Annotated in this window: 11 protein-coding genes; 7 read left to right on the top strand and 4 right to left on the bottom strand. The window is 41.3% G+C overall.

Annotated elements, in window-relative coordinates:
* The first annotated feature begins 155 nt into the window (after positions 1-155).
* Complete coding sequence (locus G9Q97_RS02090) at positions 156-1,118, top strand: beta-1,6-N-acetylglucosaminyltransferase (RefSeq protein ID WP_166142643.1); 963 nt, start codon at positions 156-158, stop codon at positions 1,116-1,118.
* Between the two features lie 53 nt (positions 1,119-1,171).
* On the opposite strand, the gene G9Q97_RS02085 is transcribed toward G9Q97_RS02090, so the two are convergent.
* Positions 1,172-3,754: a malectin domain-containing carbohydrate-binding protein gene (locus G9Q97_RS02085; protein WP_166142641.1), complete on the bottom strand. Its 2,583-nt coding sequence runs from the start codon at positions 3,752-3,754 to the stop codon at positions 1,172-1,174.
* 445 nt (positions 3,755-4,199) lie between these two features.
* Between G9Q97_RS02085 and G9Q97_RS02080 the strand changes: the two genes are divergently transcribed.
* The 5 genes from G9Q97_RS02080 (at position 4,200) to G9Q97_RS02060 (ending at position 9,447) form a co-directional block, all read left to right on the top strand.
* On the top strand, positions 4,200-5,198 hold the full coding sequence (locus tag G9Q97_RS02080; RefSeq protein WP_166142639.1) for a 3-oxoacyl-ACP synthase III family protein: 999 nt from the start codon (positions 4,200-4,202) through the stop codon (positions 5,196-5,198).
* Positions 5,199-5,209: 11 nt separating this feature from the next.
* Complete coding sequence (locus tag G9Q97_RS02075) at positions 5,210-5,788, top strand: hypothetical protein (protein ID WP_166142638.1); 579 nt, start codon at positions 5,210-5,212, stop codon at positions 5,786-5,788.
* 247 nt (positions 5,789-6,035) lie between these two features.
* Positions 6,036-7,619, top strand: coding sequence for a toxin-antitoxin system YwqK family antitoxin (locus tag G9Q97_RS02070; protein WP_166142636.1), 1,584 nt, complete (start codon positions 6,036-6,038; stop codon positions 7,617-7,619).
* Positions 7,620-7,665: 46 nt separating this feature from the next.
* Complete coding sequence (locus G9Q97_RS02065; protein WP_166142634.1) at positions 7,666-7,833, top strand: Lacal_2735 family protein; 168 nt, start codon at positions 7,666-7,668, stop codon at positions 7,831-7,833.
* 162 nt (positions 7,834-7,995) lie between these two features.
* Entirely contained in the window at positions 7,996-9,447 is a 1,452-nt protein-coding gene (locus tag G9Q97_RS02060; RefSeq protein WP_166142632.1) for a DUF6600 domain-containing protein, read from the top strand.
* Positions 9,448-9,518: 71 nt separating this feature from the next.
* Here the strand turns inward: G9Q97_RS02060 and G9Q97_RS02055 are convergent, their stop codons facing one another.
* Positions 9,519-10,442: a sugar phosphate isomerase/epimerase family protein gene (locus tag G9Q97_RS02055; protein ID WP_166142629.1), complete on the bottom strand. Its 924-nt coding sequence runs from the start codon at positions 10,440-10,442 to the stop codon at positions 9,519-9,521.
* A 132-nt stretch (positions 10,443-10,574) separates the two neighbouring features.
* Positions 10,575-12,230 (bottom strand): Ig-like domain-containing protein, encoded by a 1,656-nt coding sequence (locus G9Q97_RS02050; RefSeq protein WP_166142627.1) that lies wholly within the window; start codon positions 12,228-12,230, stop codon positions 10,575-10,577.
* A 285-nt stretch (positions 12,231-12,515) separates the two neighbouring features.
* On the opposite strand from G9Q97_RS02050, the gene G9Q97_RS02045 reads away from it, so the two are divergent.
* A complete protein-coding gene (locus G9Q97_RS02045) occupies positions 12,516-14,018 on the top strand; it encodes a hypothetical protein (RefSeq protein ID WP_166142625.1) in 1,503 nt (500 codons plus the stop codon).
* Here the strand turns inward: G9Q97_RS02045 and porU2 are convergent.
* On the bottom strand, positions 14,010-19,037 hold the full coding sequence (porU2, locus tag G9Q97_RS02040; protein WP_166142623.1) for a putative type IX secretion system sortase PorU2: 5,028 nt from the start codon (positions 19,035-19,037) through the stop codon (positions 14,010-14,012). The two genes, G9Q97_RS02045 and porU2, sit on opposite strands and share 9 nt — an antisense overlap.

The following is a 19,037-nucleotide window of genomic DNA, read 5'->3' as shown; positions in this document are numbered from 1 at the left end:
GTTTGTAAAAAAGCTTACAGCAAAGCCTCTATAAAGGAAATGGTATTACCTTTTGTCGAGGATTAGACCCTAATGGAGTCCTGCACAAAAATAAACTGATTGTAAACCTTTCGGGAATCCAATTGATTTTTTTTTAAGCTTTAAATTAAATATCAATGACCATTAATTATTTAATACTTGCTCATACCAATCCGCTTCAGGTTAAGAAATTGGTTACTGCTTTAAATCACAAGAATAGCTATTTCTATGTTCACGTAGATTTAAAAGCCAAACTTTCGCCGTTTAAAGATGCTTTAAGAGAATTTCCCAACCTCTACATGCTTCCCGAAAACCAGCGAGAAACCTGCAACTGGGGAGGAATAGGGATTGTAAAAGCAACCTTTACCATGCTCAAGCTAGTAGATCAGAGGGGCAAAAAAGGGTATGCTGTGCTTCTGAGCGGACAAGATTACCCGATTAAATCAATCGATTACATTGATTCCTTTTTTCAAAGTAACGAAGGAAAGGATTTTATTTCCTGGTTCTCACTACCAACAACCATTTGGGCGAGAGGAGGTATGGATAGGTTAAACTGGTACAAAATAGATTTATCCGATAATAGAGGTGATTTTGTACAATTACCATCTATTCATGCCAAAGAGTTTTATAGTTTTGATAGTTTTAAAAAGCTGGTGAAGTCAATCAGCAGGGGGAAAATTAAAGAGCTACAGGTTTTATTGTATAAAAAAAGCTTTCCTGCTTACCTTAAGCCTTATGGCGGAGATACCTGGTGGGCTTTAAATACGGAAACGATTTCAAAAATCCTGACGTTTATACAGGATCACCCGGATTTACTCAAATATTTGGCTGATTCCCTTCTTCCGGATGAAATGTTGTTTCAAAGTCTGGTACTGGAACTTAACAAGGAGAATTTAGGTCAGATCCATGATTGTTTGACCTATGTGAATTGGTCAGGCAGCATAGATGATCCCTCTCCCCAAACCTTTACAACAGAGGACATTCCCCGACTAAGAGATCTTTCTCCTAATTTTTTATTTGCGAGAAAATTCGATATCATTTCCAATCCCCAGCTTTTGGATAGCATTGAACAGGAAGTTTGGCCCGCCTATGTTAAATAAAAAAAATGTAGCCAATTATGTTAAGTTAATTGGCTACATTTTTTTGGTTTGAATTAAGATATTATCATAAATCGCAGACGCTCTACCGAATTGTCCTTTTTCAAAACACTAATGAGGTAAACGCCTTCTTTAAACCCATTAAGAGGTATGAGATACCGGTCATTTTCTCTTTGAAGATTCAATGGATCAAACTGGAACATCAGGTTTCCAAGGCTATCATGGATCAAAAATTGTTGAAAATTCTCAGCATCTCCTTCCAGATATATCTGATCAACGGCAGGATTTGGATAAAGAGATATTAAAACTTCAGGTTCTTTGCCTTTTATATCCTCATTCAATAGACCGGAATCAAGCTCAGTTTGGCCCAATCGGAGGTTGGAACTTGTAGCGCTTATCCTACCTGAGATCGCCAAACCGGATATGGTTGCCCTGTTGGCAGAAGCCTGTAACTTAAGTTCCAAAATACCGTCATTAACTTCCACTTCCTCGAAAACCAATTCCAGGGGTTGGTTATTATTTTCTAAAAAAAGATCTAAATTGTTCTTTACTATTTTACCTTCCAGAGAAATGCTAAATACCCTATTCCCTGCACTTGCTCTTGGCCCTCTTTTCCCATACCAAAGTTCATTGTGATAGGTTTTTACTTCATAAGTCCCGTTTGGTACGGGTATTTTATAAATTAGATTGAGCCCGTGTCTTTCTGTTTGAAATAAAACATCCTTGCTGGCATTGACATCAGCATAAATGGTTTTCGAATTAAAATAGTTAAAAGAACCTATTTCTGCTTTAAATTCATTATTTCCAAAGACTGTAGATTCACCTGCACCGGTATTTAATGCCATTTGAAAATCGTTTTGGATTGGCCCAGGTTTTCCATCTTGCCCCACTTGGGGGAAAACCGATAAACCCGAAAGTGTTGCTCTATTGTTAGTAGCAAGCATTCGGATGTCCAAATACCCATCAACTACCTCTATGTTTTCAAAAACAAGCTGCGTGGGTTCATTATTACTTTCTCTGTAAAGGTCAAAATTCTCTTTAACAAGCTCTTCTTCCAATTGAATGGAAAATACCCTTCTACCGGCAATTGCCGAAGGACCATTTTTACCAAACCAGAGCTCATTATGGTACGTTACTACCGTATATATTCCATTATCGAGGGGAACTTTTAATCTGAGATCGGGTGAGTTCCTTTCCTGTTGGTAAAGTTTTGTTCCACTAGCGTCAATATTTGTAAATGTATAGGATGTTCCAAAAACCACTTCTGACCCGGGATCAGACATAAATACAGCTTCTTCAAAAATTACATTCTCATTACTTCCAAAACTATAGTTCAATCCGGAATCTGAGGGAAGTTGCGTGATTTCATCAGGAACAACTACTGGTTCTTCAATAATTTCCTCTTCCTTTGCCAGCACAATTAGTCTTATTTCCTCTGATTCATTAACAGAACCTTTCGAATCCCAAACTTTTGCTTTTACCTTATAAGTGCCTTCTGAGAGGTTGGACAGGGTATAATCATGAGGTAGGGCATCGGAAGCACCCAACAAGCTCCCATTACTAAAAAACTCCACCTGAGCGATTTCAAGGCTTGGGTCGGTTGATACCTCTGTTTCAATTTTAACCGTCTCGCCTTCGGTAAAAGTGAATTCATTTTTTGGTTCAATAATAGATACCTCAGGTTCTAAAAGTGGAACGGGTTCCTTTTCCACACCAGGCGCTCCCGGAAGATTGATAGATAGATCGTCAAGGTATATATTTGTGACATTTGGAAAGGTTTTATCAGCATATGCATTAATACTAAGCATATTTTGATCCACCTCTGGTCGTAGGGTATTCCTGAATTTCGTATCTATAATCAATGTATCATCCTGCCAAACAAGTACCCGACCTTTATCACCCCTGTCCTGAATGATGCGCATTTGAATTTTTACCCACCTTCTTACTGGAAGATCCACACCCACTGGAGCTTTCCAGCTTACATTAGATTGACCTCCCCAAAATTTTTGCAGGTCGGCCAGACTTAAAAAGTTTGCTCCGCCACTTCCGGCCCCGCCACGTACATCCAGACCAAGGACAAAATGAGGATTGTTAATCTGGTCCGGTCCGGTGCCAGCACCCCCGGGAGCAAATTTTACACCTTTCGTTTGAATCAGGTTAAACCAATTGTTATTCGGGTCAAAATCGATTCGGTTTGGGAAGTAAAAATATTGGGTAAAAATTAAATCTTTGTGGTCGGCAATCTCTGACCATCGGTAATTTCTTGTACCATGACCTCCACCATTTGTGGTATTTATGGACATTTTCAAGGAATGATTCCCCGACCTGGCTGCTTCGGAGCTGACAGAGCTATTTCCGCTACCGGTATTATATTCTCCCCCACCACCATTTTGAATCCATTCCTCCTGTGTACCATTTTCATGTCCGGCACTCCATAATTTTTCTCCCAGGGCATTCGTTGGAACGGTATCTTGATTTAAATAAATAGAACTATGATTAATACCATAATTAAATTTATTTACACTAATAATATCACTACTAATTGCCATAGTAGTAAAAAACATTAAAAAAGCACATCCAAGCACTCCTCTTTTTAACCCCATTCGGGTAGCTGTACATTCATTTGCTGTTTTTTTCATTTCTGTTTTCATTTGATTAGGTAATATTTAATTCATAAAAAGGGAATTGATTTATTGTTTTTTGTTTTTTGATTTTACCAATAAAGAATTATGTATTTGACATACATCAATATTTTTTTCTGATAAATACGGTGTTTTTTAAAATAAACAAAATTTTATTTTATTAAGCAATTACATGAAGACAAAATATTTTTGCCCTGTCCATTATTTTTTTTTAGTATTTCGAGAAAAAGTTTCGAAATACTTTTTTTGAGAAATGAACCTCAAAAAATAGATTATAATTAATCTATTATTAATAATATTTTTAGTAGATATATTTTTAGACCAAATTAGTCTCAGGGTGAATTAAGCTATTTGGTTACGCACATTAAGCCATAATTAATGCCAAAATTGATTTCTCAATTTAAAATGACATATTTGTTCCTTTATAAGTAGCCATGCAATAATGAAAAATTCCATTATCTCCGGAGCCGGCCATTACCTGCCGGACCGTATTGTAACCAACGAGGAGCTTTCTTCAATGATGAATACCAACGATGCCTGGATCGTGGAGCGAACAGGGATAAGAGAAAGAAGGTGGTTTACCCCAGGAAAAGATACCGTTACCAGCATGGCCAGGGCCGCTTCAGAAATGGCCATAAAAAATGCAGGCCTTAATAACAAAGAAATAGATTTTATCATCTTTGCTACCATTACCCCGGATTATTTCATCCCCGGAAATGGAGTATTGCTACAGAGGGAATTGGGTTTACAGGGAATTGGTGCACTCGATATCCGGAATGCCTGTTCGGGATTCGTGTATGCGTTATCCGTTGCAGACCAATTCATCAAATCAGGTATGTACCAAAATATTCTGGTAGTAGGTGCTGAAATCCAATCGTCCGCACTGGACAAAAGTGATGAGGGACGTTCAAGTGCCGTGATATTCGCGGACGGTGCCGGTGCAGTAGTACTTCAGGCCAGCAACGAACCTCATAAAGGGATACTTTCCACACATTTGCATGCAGACGGGGACCATGCGGAAGAACTATATGTGAAAGATCCCGGAAGCAGCAGAAAAGTCAGGGTTTCACAAGAACTGATTGATAGCGGGTCTTTTAACCTGCAGATGAATGGTAATGCGGTTTTCAAACATGCGGTGATCAGGTTTTACGAGGTAGTTCAGGAAGCCCTGGATGCCAATAATTTAAAACCCAAAGATCTGGACCTGCTGATCCCCCACCAGGCAAACCTGAGAATCAGCCAACACATCCAGGAAAAACTGGGCCTTGAAGAAAATCAGGTCTTTAACAATATCATGAATTATGGAAATACTACAGCAGCTACTATCCCCATTGCCATTAGTGAGGCTTTGGAAACCGCAAGGATAAAACCCAACGACCTTGTCTGTCTGGCCGCTTTCGGAAGTGGTTTTGCATGGGCATCTGCATTGATCCGCTGGTAAAGTATCTAAGTATGTTTGAGTTTGAAGAATTGCTGGCCATCACAAAAAACAAATTGCTATTTGAAAAAATAAGTGAAGCTAAAAAAAGGTTTACACACATTTTTGCTGAGGTAGCCAATCAAATTTCCGTTGATTCATTATCTAAAGCTCACCGAAACCATAGGGGCATCAAAATTAGTAAAGGAAATGAATTGCAACGTTGCCCCTATCAGGTATTGGATGTATTGAGAGATTTTGATATTTCCCGGGGATGTAATATCCGCATCCTGCACTGGTGGGGAAGAGGCTTATTTGTGCTGGTTTTTTTTGGTAAAAATCACCCCTGCCTCAGCGACTCCAAAAAATTAATCAATTGGGCAAGTGTACATAACTATCAGATATGCTTGTCCGATTTATGGGCGTACGGAAAAATCATCGATGAAAAAAAAGTTCAGGAGAGTAAAAATTTTAGCCCGGAAAAATTCAGCGATCATTTAACAAACTTCTCGCATCTTCAATTGATCAAAGCCATACCCATCGTAGATATGGAAACACCAGCAGATGAAATTAAAAATGAAGTAGAAAATATCCTATATTTGATGCTCCCTTGATAGTCCGTAAAAATGGGGAAAGGGGATTATAATAAGGCTTTTAACAAAAATGATTAAACTTTTCCCAAACTAAATATAATTTTTTAACTATATAATGTAAATTGGAACCCGTAACAGACACAATCCGTATCACTTTGTAAATTGATCTGAAACACTCATGAAATCGAGCATCGCGAACACGTCACACCGTGGGATGATTATTAAAATGCGAGATTCCATGTGGCAAATAAAAAAACGATAATAACACATGAGATATATATTTGCCTTGGTTTTACTGGCCTTCTCAGTTTCCCAATCATATGGACAAGGTCAGGTAGTCAACATTTATAACAATGACTCTACCTTGATGGGCAATGGGGTTATGGTGAATGGCAAAATGGATGGCCTTTGGAAATTCATCAACACCAAAACCAATAACCTGATCCAACAAGGTACTTTCGAAGAAGGTATCAAAGACGGGAAGTGGGTCATTTACTATTCCAATCAGCAGCAGCATATTGTCGCAGAGTACAAAGACAATAAACTAAACGGGGCTTTTCAGGAATTTGACCTGGGCGGTGCCTTGGTCAAAGAGGCTGTTTACCAGGACAGCGTTTTAATAGGTCCCTATAAAGAATATTACGGCAATCAAGATAATTCCGGATATGTTAATCCCAAGCAGATTAAAACAGAAGGGAATTATACTGATGGTAAAAGGAACGGGGAGTGGATGTTTTATTACGAAAACGGTGAAAAAGCCGTAGAAATCACCTTTAAGGATGGTTTACGAGAAGGTCCCTACCGGGAATATTCCCCTTATGGTGAATTGGTGATAGAAGCCAACTACAAAGACAATCAGACCCATGGAGATTTTAAAAGATTTTCTCCCACTGGTAAAGTTCAGGAGGAAGGTACCTTTGATCAGGGAAAACGGGTAGGTAAGTGGACGAGCTATTTCCCGGATACCAAAATAATGGAATCGGAAAAAACATATGATCAATCCGGCAATAAAACCGGAACCTGGACTTACTATTATGAAAATAAAAGGACTGCAAGGGTAGAGCGGTATGAAAATGATATCCCCGTTGGTCAATGGGAAGAATATTTCCCGGATAAATCTCTGGCAAAACGGGTCACTTATGACCTTGGAGTCATGGTTGGGGAATACATTGAAAATCACAGTAATGGCAAACCATCTGTCAGGGGGCAGTATGAAAATGGTTTTCGATCAGGTATCTGGAAAAACTATTACCCGGAGGGGAAATTATATGCCATAGGTGCCTATAAGAATGACTTGAAATTCGGGCTTTGGAAATACTTTAATAAAATTGGCATTTTGGTGGCTGAGGGAAACTACCAGCTGGGCAATGAATCCGGACAATGGTTTTACTATTATGATGGAGGACAGCTCAAGTCTGTAGGAAGCTATCTATTGGGCCAGGAAGACGGCACCTGGGGCCTTTTTTATGACAACAAACAACTCACCCAGGAAGAAATTTGGGATTTCGGCAGGTTGATGAATGTCAGTGAATATTACAATTATGAAGGCACTGCAAAATTGGATTCGGGCACACTGAAAGATGGAAATGGCACCAGAATCACTTATTACATCAACGGACAAAAAGAATCTGAAGGCAATTACCAATCTGGAAAACCTGAAGGCACCTGGAAGTACTACCACGACAACGGAAGGTTAGCATCAGAAGGCCTCATGGAGGAGGGTAGAAAAGAAGGTACATGGAAATATTATTCCAGATCCGGCAATCTGGAAGACATGATAAATTTTAAAAACGACGAAGTTGTACCTGAAGAAATGCCTGAAGAAAGCGATCTTTTTCAAAATTTTGATTAATTTCAAACAGTTCCACAACATGCATGGTTTATCATAAAAAAAGAACATGTTCGGATTATTCAAAAAGAAAACAGAGATCGAAAAGTTGCAGGAGCAATATGAAAATTTACTGCAAAAAGCACATAAAGCCTCTCATCAAGACAGAACCCTCTCCGATAAATTGATGACAGAGGCAGAGGAAATAGCAAAAAAAATCGATACACTTAAAAAATAAACAAGTGTTTTTTTAAGAATAATATGTCAAAATATAAAGTATTACGATTATTTTACTAATTTTTTATTTGTATTTCCTACATAATATTCTATTTTGTTAGCAGCATCAGAACCTGGAACACTTATTGCCGTATGAATTGATAACAATCAATTATTATGCGCCATGAAAAATTCCATAAGTAATCGGTCCCAAATGGTGAAGGTCGCCAGCATGTTTATTTTCGGCCTGTTTTTTCTATTTACAGGAAGGGTAAACGAAATCAAAGCATCACCTTTTGCAGTATCATTTCAGGTATTTTATGATGAGCTAAGTCCTTATGGGGACTGGGTGGAGGATCCCCATTACGGGTTTATTTGGATCCCCTACGCAGAGCAAGGATTTCAACCTTACAGGACCAACGGTCATTGGGTAATGTCTTCCTTTGGCAACACCTGGGTTTCTACGTATGACTGGGGCTGGGCACCATTTCATTATGGCAGGTGGTTTTTCAGTGACATGTATGGATGGGCCTGGATTCCCGGGTATGAATGGGGTCCTGCATGGGTCAACTGGAGGTCAGGAAGTGGCTATTATGGTTGGTTTCCCCTGGGTCCCAGGGTACAATTTTACGCTTCTGTAAGGTTCCCTGTTTACTCCCATTGGGTTTTCGTACCCAGAAGAAGGTTGCTGAGCAGAAACATTTACAGGTATTACCTGCCAGGTAGAAATGTAAATGTGATATACAACCAAACCAACATCATTAACAATACTTATGTATATAACAACCAAACCTATATTACCGGGCCCAGCAGGTCTGAATTGCGTAGGGTAACCCGTAGGGATGTTCCGGTGTATCAGGTAAGGGAAGGGCGAAGACCAGGCAGGTCTTCTATCAATAACAATAACCTGGAACTGTATAAACCAGAAATCAGGAGGACAAATACTCAGGCTAGAGGGGATATTAACCTCAGACCAAGGAGTTACACTTCTTCCAGAGATTATAAACCTTCCGATGCCAATCAGGTAAGGACTGAAAGAAGAGCCATGGTACCGGGTACAAATACACGTAGCACCATTAGAACGGAAGCCTTAAAAAACAGGGGAGAAGCAAGTAGCCGTGCTGATACCAGAAATGGAATCAATACCCGTAACAACAATTTAAGATCCAGTTCTGCCATGGAACAACCTAATAACATCAGGCAAAGAAGCTATAATCCGGCAACTGAGACCAATGTAAGGAGAAGTCAGCCCGCTCCATCAAATACCAGGAGACAAGTGCAGCCCCGGGTACGGACTCCCCAAAACCAAGCGGATGTAAGGGTTGCCCCAAGGGAAAGAACCGTTAGGCCAAATACAACAAACGTAAATTCCAGGCAAAGAAACACAACCCATAGTAACCAAAGGGTTAATCCTGGAAATTCCAGACAGCAAGTTCGAAGATCTGCTCCTTCCAATACGATAAACAGGCCGAGTACACAAAGGCAGAGAAGCCAACAAGTACAAAGTCCTACCCGTAGAAGTAACCCAACTGTAAACAGGAGCAGTACCAGGGTAGCTCCTAAAGCCCAGCCCAGCCAGAGAGCAAGAAGCTCCTCTGCTCCATCTACTTCTTCGAGATCAAGACGTGGAAATTAAATCCGCAGAAATAAAAAACGCCAGGTGATTTTCCTGGCGTTTTTTTATTTTTAATACAAAATTAAATCAATTCACAAGGCGGAATTAACCGCAGCCTTCATTTTCTTCAAACCAGTTTTAGCTACTTCCAAAGGATCCTTTTCCCAATACCCAGGGTTAAATAATTCCAGGGATAGCACTTTATCTCCTCCCATCTCATTGAGGTCATTGATGATCTGGCCCAAAGGGGCTATACCATCTCCCGGATAAACCCGATCCTTGTCTTGCTGTTTTTCTCTGGGAATATCACCTGGATAGTCGTTCATGTGAAAAATTTCAATGGCCTTGCCATTGATTAGTTTCAACCCTTCAAAGCCAGACCCTCCCCGAAAAAGGTGGTAGACATCTGGTAGCAATCGTGTATCCGGATCATTGGCTACGGCCGCTACCATCAATACCTGTCCCAGGTGATGAAAAGGATCAAAGGCTCCCCAAAACTCAAGTTGTGGCATTACCCCTGTTTTCCTCCCAAGCTCCAGTAAAGCCTTATATCTTTTACCCGCCAACATAAGATCTACCGGAGCTTCAGCACCTATCCCAGGGGCTGCTACTCTTTTGCAACCTATAGCTGCCAAAAGTTCCATTTCTGTCTCCATCTGCTGAAACCCAGCCCTGCTTTTTTCCTCATCAGCCGCCATCCATGGGGCAAAGCCTATGGCATTCTCAACCCGGAGGCCATGCTGTTGAATCAATTTTTTAAGTTCATCGGGATCATTTCCCGCTGAAATAAATTGCTTGACATCTTCAATCCACACCTCAATACCATCATAACCTGCCTCAGCGGCAATCTCAATGTATTTTTTCAATCCCGGTTGCTGTCCTCTGATGGTACTGGTATTCAAACAATAACTAAATCGGGTTCTCTTTTTGGGTTTTGCAAAAGATGCAGCAGGATTTAATGCCACCATAGATCCCAGTCCTATGGATTTCAATAATTTTCTTCTATCGGTTTTCATGGGTTTGTCTTAACAATATTTTTGCTTTCACAGTGCTCATTTAATTCAGGGGATATGCCAATAGCAAAATTCCCTCAGCGTTTAAAAGTACAAAATAATCTCAGAAATTGAGGGAAAGAAGGCCTTCCTCAATCAATTCTTTTGAAATTTCAGCACTTCCTTCCCCCAGACAAGAACATAAATGCCCTTTTCTAAAAGGCTCACATCCAGCCGAATCAAAAATCCATCCCCTTCTAATTTTTGGATCAAATGTGTTTTTTCTCCTCCTGTCAAATCAATGACTTTCATAGGCAATCCCTCTTCAATAAAACCTTCAACCATAAGTTCATTTTTCACAGGATTTGGATAAAGCCTTACTTCCTTGCTTTTTTGCTCCAAAAAATCCACTGCAAGTACTTCAGAAAATGCCTGACTGTGATCTTGATCCACTTGCCTTAGCCTCACAAATACCCTTCCTTCCCCATTCATCCGAACAAAATGAGTGTAGTCTACTGCATTATTGGAAAAACCAACAGCCTCGATGCGGTCTATAACCCGCCAGTCGCGCCCGTCTACAGATGTTTCTACTTCGAAAAAGGCAGTGTTTTTTTCAAAGGCCGTTGTCCAGGCCAGAGCAATACCCCTATTCGCCAGGGTGGAACCAGTAAATTCCAACCACTTAACCGGTAATTTAACTTGATTTACCTCTATTGTAACAATGGCCTCATCACATTGCAGGCCACCATCTCCACATATCTGATACGTGAATTGATCTATACCGAAAAACTCAGCATAAGGAAGATACTCTATTTCTCCCGTTACGGGATTGATGGTTAAAGAACCATTATCCGGCCCATCCAAAATACTGAGATAGGCAGGATCCAGTATTTCATCCGGCAGATCATTTGCCAAAACATCCAGGACAACGGGCTCTTCCTGATTGGTGATACCTTCATCATTATTGGCAGCTACGATATCAAATACCCCAACTTTATAGGCTGCAAAGGCAACATCACTGGTCCCATTTAACCGGTACCGCAAGCTTCTTACCTCTTCATAATTGTCTATATTGATCCCAAAGGCTTCCAGTTCGGCTACCCACAAGCGCAGGTCTCGGTTGGTTTTGATAAAGCCCGCACCAGCTCCTCCATCCAAATCATAAAAATCAGCTGACCATCGCCCCAGTATATTGATGGCCGTATGGTCTATGTTCAATGAATTCCCGACCAAATTCCCGTCTCCATCAGTAAGATACACTTCATCAAGTATGCTGCTTGGGTCTGCAAATTGGGTAACGAGTATATCAGGAATACCATCACCAATTTGCGTGGGATCAATGATACCTGAAAAATCAAAAATTACGTTTCCCGAGGCGATATTGGCTACGCCAGTTCCATAATCCAGGCCCTGAAGTCCATCAGTCAGAAATGCAGAAAGATTGGGAGGCACCGCAAAAGGTGCAGGAGCTGATATTCCATTGTCCACACCATCATAAAGCTGACCCAGACCAATAAAGGTACCGGAAGACTTTGCTGCAATGTTTCTAACAGGAAATGCCTGATAAACCTGAGGATCAAATGTTACCCCCGCAGAACTCAGCCTCCCATCATCAATGCCTGTGGAATATACATTCCCCTGCCAGGTAAATCCCAATAAATGGTGAGAATTATCAGGAAGTACAGTACTAATATCCCCAACTCCGGAAGTCCAATAGCCATTAAAGTCTGTATAAATCCTTGAAGCTCCTCCATAGGTCTGAGATTTCACATCTGACAAGCCTAAAATAAACAAGGCAATAAAGTAGCACATTCCCTTTCTAATAAAAGGGTTTTCAGATAAATGGGCCTTTATTGACTGGGTCAAACAAAACATTTTATTTTTCTCTTTCTTCCTGCGCAAACCAACACATACAAAGATTTGAACTTCCTATAATTAAATATGAAGGTTATGTTATAATATTAATATAATTATTAGATTTAAAACATAAATGTACGCATAAAACTTGTAATATTTATAACAAAATACTTTAAATCACAAAATTTAAAAATATATTATTTACCTTTATGGACTAAAATGACTACAAAAGCACAACCCATGGAGAAAAAAAACTTAGTTCCACAATTGGGGATTTTTTTAAAAAAAGACACCGCCTTTTTAATTCTGGCAGGAAGTTTTGCCCTGTTGACGGTAGCGACCATTATCAGTGCCTGGAAATTTGGTTCCTACCTTTTGCCGGACACCATAGGCTATTTTAAAATCACCATAGGTTTTTCTGATGCACTAGCTTCTCTTTCTCCTTTTTATCCCTTTTTACTCTCCAACTTCCCTTTATCCCTGATCCCTTTGTTTGATCGGGTATTGTTTTTAAGTCTAATCACAAGTGTATTGGCCATCTATTTACTTTACAGAATAGCCACGCATGCTGACAGAAACGAAGGTGTAATTTTTTTTTCATTTGGAATAAGCTTGTTTTCCTGGTGGTCGTTCAGGGTTTTGGGGAGTGCGCATGCAGATAGTGTCTTCTACCTAATGGTTTTGGTCTGGTTATACATTTTCATCTGGCCGGACAAAGAGGACAATCATTATTTTCCCGCAATGGCCGTATTATCGGCCCTTATGATCTGGGTAAAATTAAATGCACTCTTTTTAATCCCTCTTTTGTTGATTTGGATCCTTATTGACCGCAATTGGGGCTGGTCAATAGTTATCGGCAGCATGATTGCCTCCTGGGCTCTTTTTCAATGGGTGGTCCCCGAGAATATATTGCAGTTTCACCTGACGGAACAAGTGGCAGGCAAACAAGGCCTGTTAACTCATTTAGGTCTTTTCTACGAAAATCTGGCAAGCTGGATGCAGGTTACCCTGGGTCTTGTCATCTCGGATACCCTCAGCCAATTGATTCCAAAACCTGTAACCTTCATCATGGGTCTGGGCTGGGCTTTTTTCCTGACGGCTTACCTGCTAATGAACAAAAATAAAAGAGAGAATAAAACCTACCAACTGTTGCTATTTGGAGTAGTGTATACCCTTTGTTTTTTGGCCTTTCAGCAGTGGTCCGGGTACAGGGAGGTCAATTACCGGACACTCTTTCCTTACCTGCTGGTAATTTCCTGGGCCACCTGGATAACCCTTATTCGTTTAAATCAGAAGAAAATAATGATCCTTTTGGCCATTTGCATCAGTGGGCATACCATGGTAGGGCATGGCCTTTTATGGCAAAGAAAAGACGTGGCGTCCCTGACACTGGCAAAGGACTTTCATCAAAGTGAGGTTAGAAAAAACATTGAGGGGGTGTTGGAAGAGGGGCACCTGGAAATACGTACAGATGCCCCAGAGAAATTAATGCTTTCATTTGTTGATTTGCAAGTGCTGCCAATCCAGCCGGGAAACCTATTTATAGAAGGAAAAAACTACCCTTTAAGTGAGGAGGAAAAGCTTCGGGAGAGAGAACAGGCACTGGAATCCCTACTCAGTGGGAAAGCAGTAATCGTGTTGTTTAAAGCGGATGAATTTTGGGAGCAGGTAGCAGAAAATGCTGACGTAGCCTCAACTGTTGATGATGGGGTCATGATTTTATCATTAAGCGCCCTACCTTAAAAGGTACATTTTGCCATAACCCTTTTTGAATGCCTTATCAGCAGCACTGCTCCGTAATTCCATAAATTGACCATTTTTCCGGACCAAAACCCTGTAAATATAAACGCCATTGGCCAATTGATCCCCAAATTCATCTTTGCCGTCCCAGGCATAGGCAGAAATGTTATTGCCAATAGTAACGGGGCCCAATTCATCCTGAAAAATTTCCTTCACCACCTTACCACTAATGGTCATGATTTGAATTTTTATTTCATCAGGAATTTCCGACCCGGTGAGTGTGAAAACAAAACGGACATTGTTGCTAAAGGGATTGGGGTAAGGGTAAAAATGGGTAATCTGACTCTCATTGATCACTTCAAAACTTACTTCATAGGGCTCGGAACCAGCTTCATTGCCAGATGCGTCACTGGCATTGATCCTCAAAGTATAGGTACCATCTGCCAAAGGACCCGGCTGATATTCTATTTTAAAATCTGAACTTTCGCTAGCTTCAAACCATTTCACCTCAGGATTACTGAAACTTATCCTTTCAAAATCACAACCTTCACAAGGTTTTCTGATCATCAGCTCCATGCCAAGGGTATCTTTTTTTAGGGCTATCTTATTCTCATCTTTTACAAGGGCTGATATGACTACTGTAGGAGAGACAATATCTCCATTCATGATATTCCTTCCGTCAAAATTTACCTCCAGAATGGGGTTGAGGTCATCCCCTTTCACCTTAAAAAATCCAGGAAGATCCAACACATTGTTTCGGTAAAGTTGCTCCGGAAATATTCTTGGGTTGGCAAAAACATTCAGGGAATTGTTCCCTGGCCTACCCTTTGATTCAAACTCCACGGTAAAGGAAGCCGAAGTTCCGGCCTTTACCGCGGGGATCTTTTTACTTGCCCTATCGATTCTTCTCTGATCAATATTTTGGAAGGTGTATTCTATGGTAATGGAGTCCGTAAAATCGTGTTCGGAAATATTAACAAATTCAAATTCAAGCTCATCCGATTGTCCCTCCAGGAGTAAGGACTCTTTTCGTTTCTCTTTTATAACCAAAACGCCTTCCGGTACTCCTGTATAATTTACTTGCCATTTGGCCAACTGGGGCATGGCATTCGTTGGCAGGTCTTCCAAGTCATACCTTAACCTAAGATAAGGATAGCTTTGTGCATCAAACCGGGAAAGGTCTGCTTCCTCTTCCTTCACATTGCTGAGCAGAGGTACCTCTCCCCCATCCGGCGTCACACCAACAACAACCATATTACTCCTTTCGGATTCGAAAAGGTTTTTTCTTTTAATTTCGTTGAAAAAGCCAAACCATTCCCTGGCAGGCCCTATCCTGGGGGAAAGAATTTTTCCGGAAGGAAAATAACCTGTAATATCTGTTTCAAAAGTAATTACCTGAGATTCCCGCGGTGATGCTGCATTGATATCGGGGACTACCTCTATTGCCTCACCTGGATTCATGCCTTTCCTTCCAAAAAGGATGTAGGGATCCCCCGTTTGCAGGTTCCTCAGTGTAGCCTCATTGGCGCCCAATTCCTTCATTTTAAAATAGGCCTCATCTGGCCAATCAGAAAAAGTTACATTTCCTACCGAGAATATTACTACATAATCATTCTCATGCATCCCATCCACAAAATCCAATAACATGGTTCCATTTGCACCGGTGATATTGGCATTGCGGATACTCTGAATCACCTGCGGTACCCTTCCGCAGGAACGGGGATCCAGTACATCTATGGTAACCAAAGGAACCGGCAAGTAGGGCTCCAAAGTCCTGTGGTCAAAAGCCATTAAACCCAGGGATCCGTTTGGACAAAAACGGTTAAAGGTATCCAGTATATAAGCCACTCCGTTCAACATGATCTGCGTATTTTCCACATCGTAGCCTTCCGTATCCGATCCAAAAGTGAAAATGTCAATGTTAAGGGCTGTTTCCTGAAATTGCCATTCTCCCTCAGATAAATTGACCTTGATATTATCCAGCTGATTCCTAAGGAATTGGGGCAACTGCCGCTGCGTCCATCCTTCAGGTCCGTTTTGGATATAGGAAAAACTACTGCTATTCCAGGAATCATCCTCCCCTTCTTTGGGGGACAGGAACCGTGTCCGCCAATAAAAGGTAAGCGAGTCCTTAGCTGGAAGATTATCGAAAAGGTCTACCTCCCATTTGGCCAGGTTCTCCGTGGTGATCCTAACTTCTTTTCTCCTGGAGCTGGAAAAATCAGCAGTCGTATCCAATTGCAGAACCAGGTTTCTTGGTTCCTGCAAAAATCCCGGAATCTGTGCTATCAATGAAACTTCGGATTCGTTTACAATACCGAACTCCAGGGGAAATAGGTTTAATGTACCGCTTAAGGGTACAAAGAAGGAAGCGGAAACGACATTGTTTGAAAAAGTCATTTCTTCTATCATCCTGTCATCATTGATAGCTATACTAAAGACATTGTCTCCAAAAGAACTGATTCCTGAGTTAGGAATGACAATGACCAAAGTGTCCTGCCTGAAAACAGGTGCCAGCAGCCCTGTTTCTATATCGATTATACTCCCATCAGGCAATTGCCTTTTAATATCAAGGCTCACAGAATCCAAATCCACCCGTCCCAGGTTTCTGATCAGCAGAGATAGCTCCAACGAATCTGACAAGGAATTTAAGGCTTGCCCCCCTACTCCACGAAGCTGCACCTCTTCTGGTATTATGGAGTAATCTGCCTTGCTGGCAGGGAACATGCGGGATGCAGGATCTCCTAAAAGAATGATCTGATTGGCATGCGATTGGTTTACCTCCGAACTTCCATACCTCGAATAAAGTTGGTTTTCGGCCTGAATCTTAACTTTACCCAGGCTTTGATAAATCATCGAAGAATCAGCAAATGCTTTAGCATAAAATGATTCGCTGTACCTCCTGAGATAGACATCTATACCAATATCCGCATGGGCCAGAAAATTGGACGCTCCCCTATCTGGAGTCACAATCCAGTCCTCCCCAAAGGTATAAGCATCTCCATAGGCATTTCCGGCATCACAACCATTTAAAAGCAACACGGGATATTTACCCTCGTTCCGGTAGCCCATTTCATTGACACTGGCAAACCCAATATCGATATCGGTGGTCGAAGGGGCTGCGTGGCCAAAAAATGTCACCAAACCCACTCCGTCATTGATTTCATCGGAAATATTGATCAATTCGGTGGTGGCATTTGACCTTTTCCTTACCGTTTCCACATTTCCGCCCAAATAAACATCTTCTGCCACGGCTTTGAAACCGTTCAAAAAATTAAAAAAGCGCTCTAATTCAAAGGCTGACCTACCTCCGCTTAAATGGACAATATTCTTTTGCCAGGGCTCGGTAACTCCCAAAGCATCTTTTTCCTTGATCTTATCCAAATAGGCACCCACATCGTCCGGGGTTCTCGCGGGAATCCGGCCAATACCAATATTTTGTCCCAAGGGGTCAGCGGGATCCAATCCCACCGCAAAACGGTTATCAGAATAGGGATAACCATATGCAGGCACCAGTTCCTGAAAATCAAATAGTGAAGGGTTATTTCTGTAAAAATAAGTGACCCCTGCCTGCCTCCTGGTGTTGATCATACCATAGGCCCTTCCAATCAATAGCAAGTATTCCGGCCGAAACCGATCGTTGTATTCCTTTAAAAAATTACGGATACCCAGCGGTGTCTTTTCTCCATACGAAAACTGATCGTAAAGCTCCTGAACATTCACCGTCAATGTATCAAAACCTCCACCAGCCGGGGTAGCCCGGTAAGCAGCATAGGCACCTACAGGATCCCCATAATTGGTCGCCGGCCTCCTCAGCCGTTCGTGGGAGATTATCAGGAAATTGGCATTTTGGGCCAATAGATTTCGGAATTTTACCCGCTGTAAGACATTTATTTCTTTTACCTGACTTAGGTTTTGTACCAATACGGTGCCGGGAATACCCTGAGTTCCCGTAGGTACCTGAAGCACATTTCCCAAGCGGTTTAGTTCATACTTTACCGGATTGTCAACATCTTTAATATCATAAGCCACATATTCACCGTTATTCCCGGGTATGCTCAGCATTTTACCGGGCTCCTGAAACGCAAATATTTCTTTTTCAAAGTCCCCGGAATAGCCAACCGACCCGTATACAAGCCTGGAATAATTGATGGAAATATTGTCCACTGCATTGTTTACCCCGAGAGAGGTAACACTAATAAAAAGATTGCCATCAACTGAAAAATCGCTTGCCCTCAGGTCCTCTTTGAATACTTTAACCTGGAAATCATCAAAAGATACCTGGCCCAACTCCCTTAGGGAAGCAGCTGAAGGTCCCACTTTTATTGAGGTCAAGTGGGAAGTTTCAGAGCGCCCGACAAGGCTTATTTCCAAACCTGGAATAATCTCTGCTCTGATTTCCCCAAGGTTTGAGAAATTCAATGACCTACTGGCACCTTTGGTAACAATGGAAGATGTCCAGCCTTGTCCCTCATCATATTTGGACAACCGCACCCCGGGAAAATAAATTTTCCCCAGAGAATACTGTTCCGAAAAATGTTGCAGAGCCGATTTTTGGTAACTTGAGACCTCGCCCGAGCCGATTGAGGGTGTGGTAAGGACCATTCGCTTACCTCTTTCGCCGGGAGATACCGTCAGAAAAAAGGCAGTGGTATCATTATGGGTATTATAAAAGGGATTTGGCAACAAATCAGGACTATCATACAATGCCGTATCCAAAGTCCCGTCATTCCTTTTGCCTATAAATTCCAGATAATCTCCCTGATCGAAAACCCCATCCTCTTCACCACTTACAAACACGGCAACCTCTTTGCCACGATGATACACCTGGATTTCCCTGGGGTCTAAAGAAGCAATGGGAATACCCGATGCAGAAAATGTGGTATAGCTCAACCTAAAAACACCATCTGTTGCTGTCGGGATCTTATAATACTCCTGCTCATGTTTCACCCATTGGCTTACCTGACCAAAAGCCGTGAAAGAAAACCCAATCAAAGCCAATAAAATAATCACTCTAAACAT

It is taken from the genome of Cyclobacterium plantarum, assembly GCF_011290685.1.
GTDB classification, from domain to species: Bacteria; Bacteroidota; Bacteroidia; order Cytophagales; family Cyclobacteriaceae; genus Cyclobacterium; species Cyclobacterium plantarum.
The sequence above is the reverse complement of the archived record's forward strand: the minus strand, read 5'-3'. Positions and strand labels throughout refer to the sequence as shown.

Excerpts from the sequence above, each read along its gene's own strand:
- porU2 (WP_166142623.1), bottom strand. The coding sequence starts at position 19,037 with ATGTTTAGAGTGATTATTTTATTGGCTTTGATTGGGTTTTCTTTCACG.
- G9Q97_RS02070 (WP_166142636.1), top strand. The coding sequence starts at position 6,036 with ATGAGATATATATTTGCCTTGGTTTTACTGGCCTTCTCAGTTTCCCAA.
- G9Q97_RS02045 (WP_166142625.1), top strand. The coding sequence starts at position 12,516 with ATGGAGAAAAAAAACTTAGTTCCACAATTGGGGATTTTTTTAAAAAAA.
- G9Q97_RS02060 (WP_166142632.1), top strand. The coding sequence starts at position 7,996 with ATGAAAAATTCCATAAGTAATCGGTCCCAAATGGTGAAGGTCGCCAGC.
- G9Q97_RS02075 (WP_166142638.1), top strand. The coding sequence starts at position 5,210 with ATGTTTGAGTTTGAAGAATTGCTGGCCATCACAAAAAACAAATTGCTA.
- G9Q97_RS02090 (WP_166142643.1), top strand. The coding sequence starts at position 156 with ATGACCATTAATTATTTAATACTTGCTCATACCAATCCGCTTCAGGTT.
- G9Q97_RS02065 (WP_166142634.1), top strand. The coding sequence starts at position 7,666 with ATGTTCGGATTATTCAAAAAGAAAACAGAGATCGAAAAGTTGCAGGAG.
- G9Q97_RS02080 (WP_166142639.1), top strand. The coding sequence starts at position 4,200 with ATGAAAAATTCCATTATCTCCGGAGCCGGCCATTACCTGCCGGACCGT.
- G9Q97_RS02050 (WP_166142627.1), bottom strand. The coding sequence starts at position 12,230 with ATGTGCTACTTTATTGCCTTGTTTATTTTAGGCTTGTCAGATGTGAAA.
- G9Q97_RS02085 (WP_166142641.1), bottom strand. The coding sequence starts at position 3,754 with ATGAAAAAAACAGCAAATGAATGTACAGCTACCCGAATGGGGTTAAAA.
- G9Q97_RS02055 (WP_166142629.1), bottom strand. The coding sequence starts at position 10,442 with ATGAAAACCGATAGAAGAAAATTATTGAAATCCATAGGACTGGGATCT.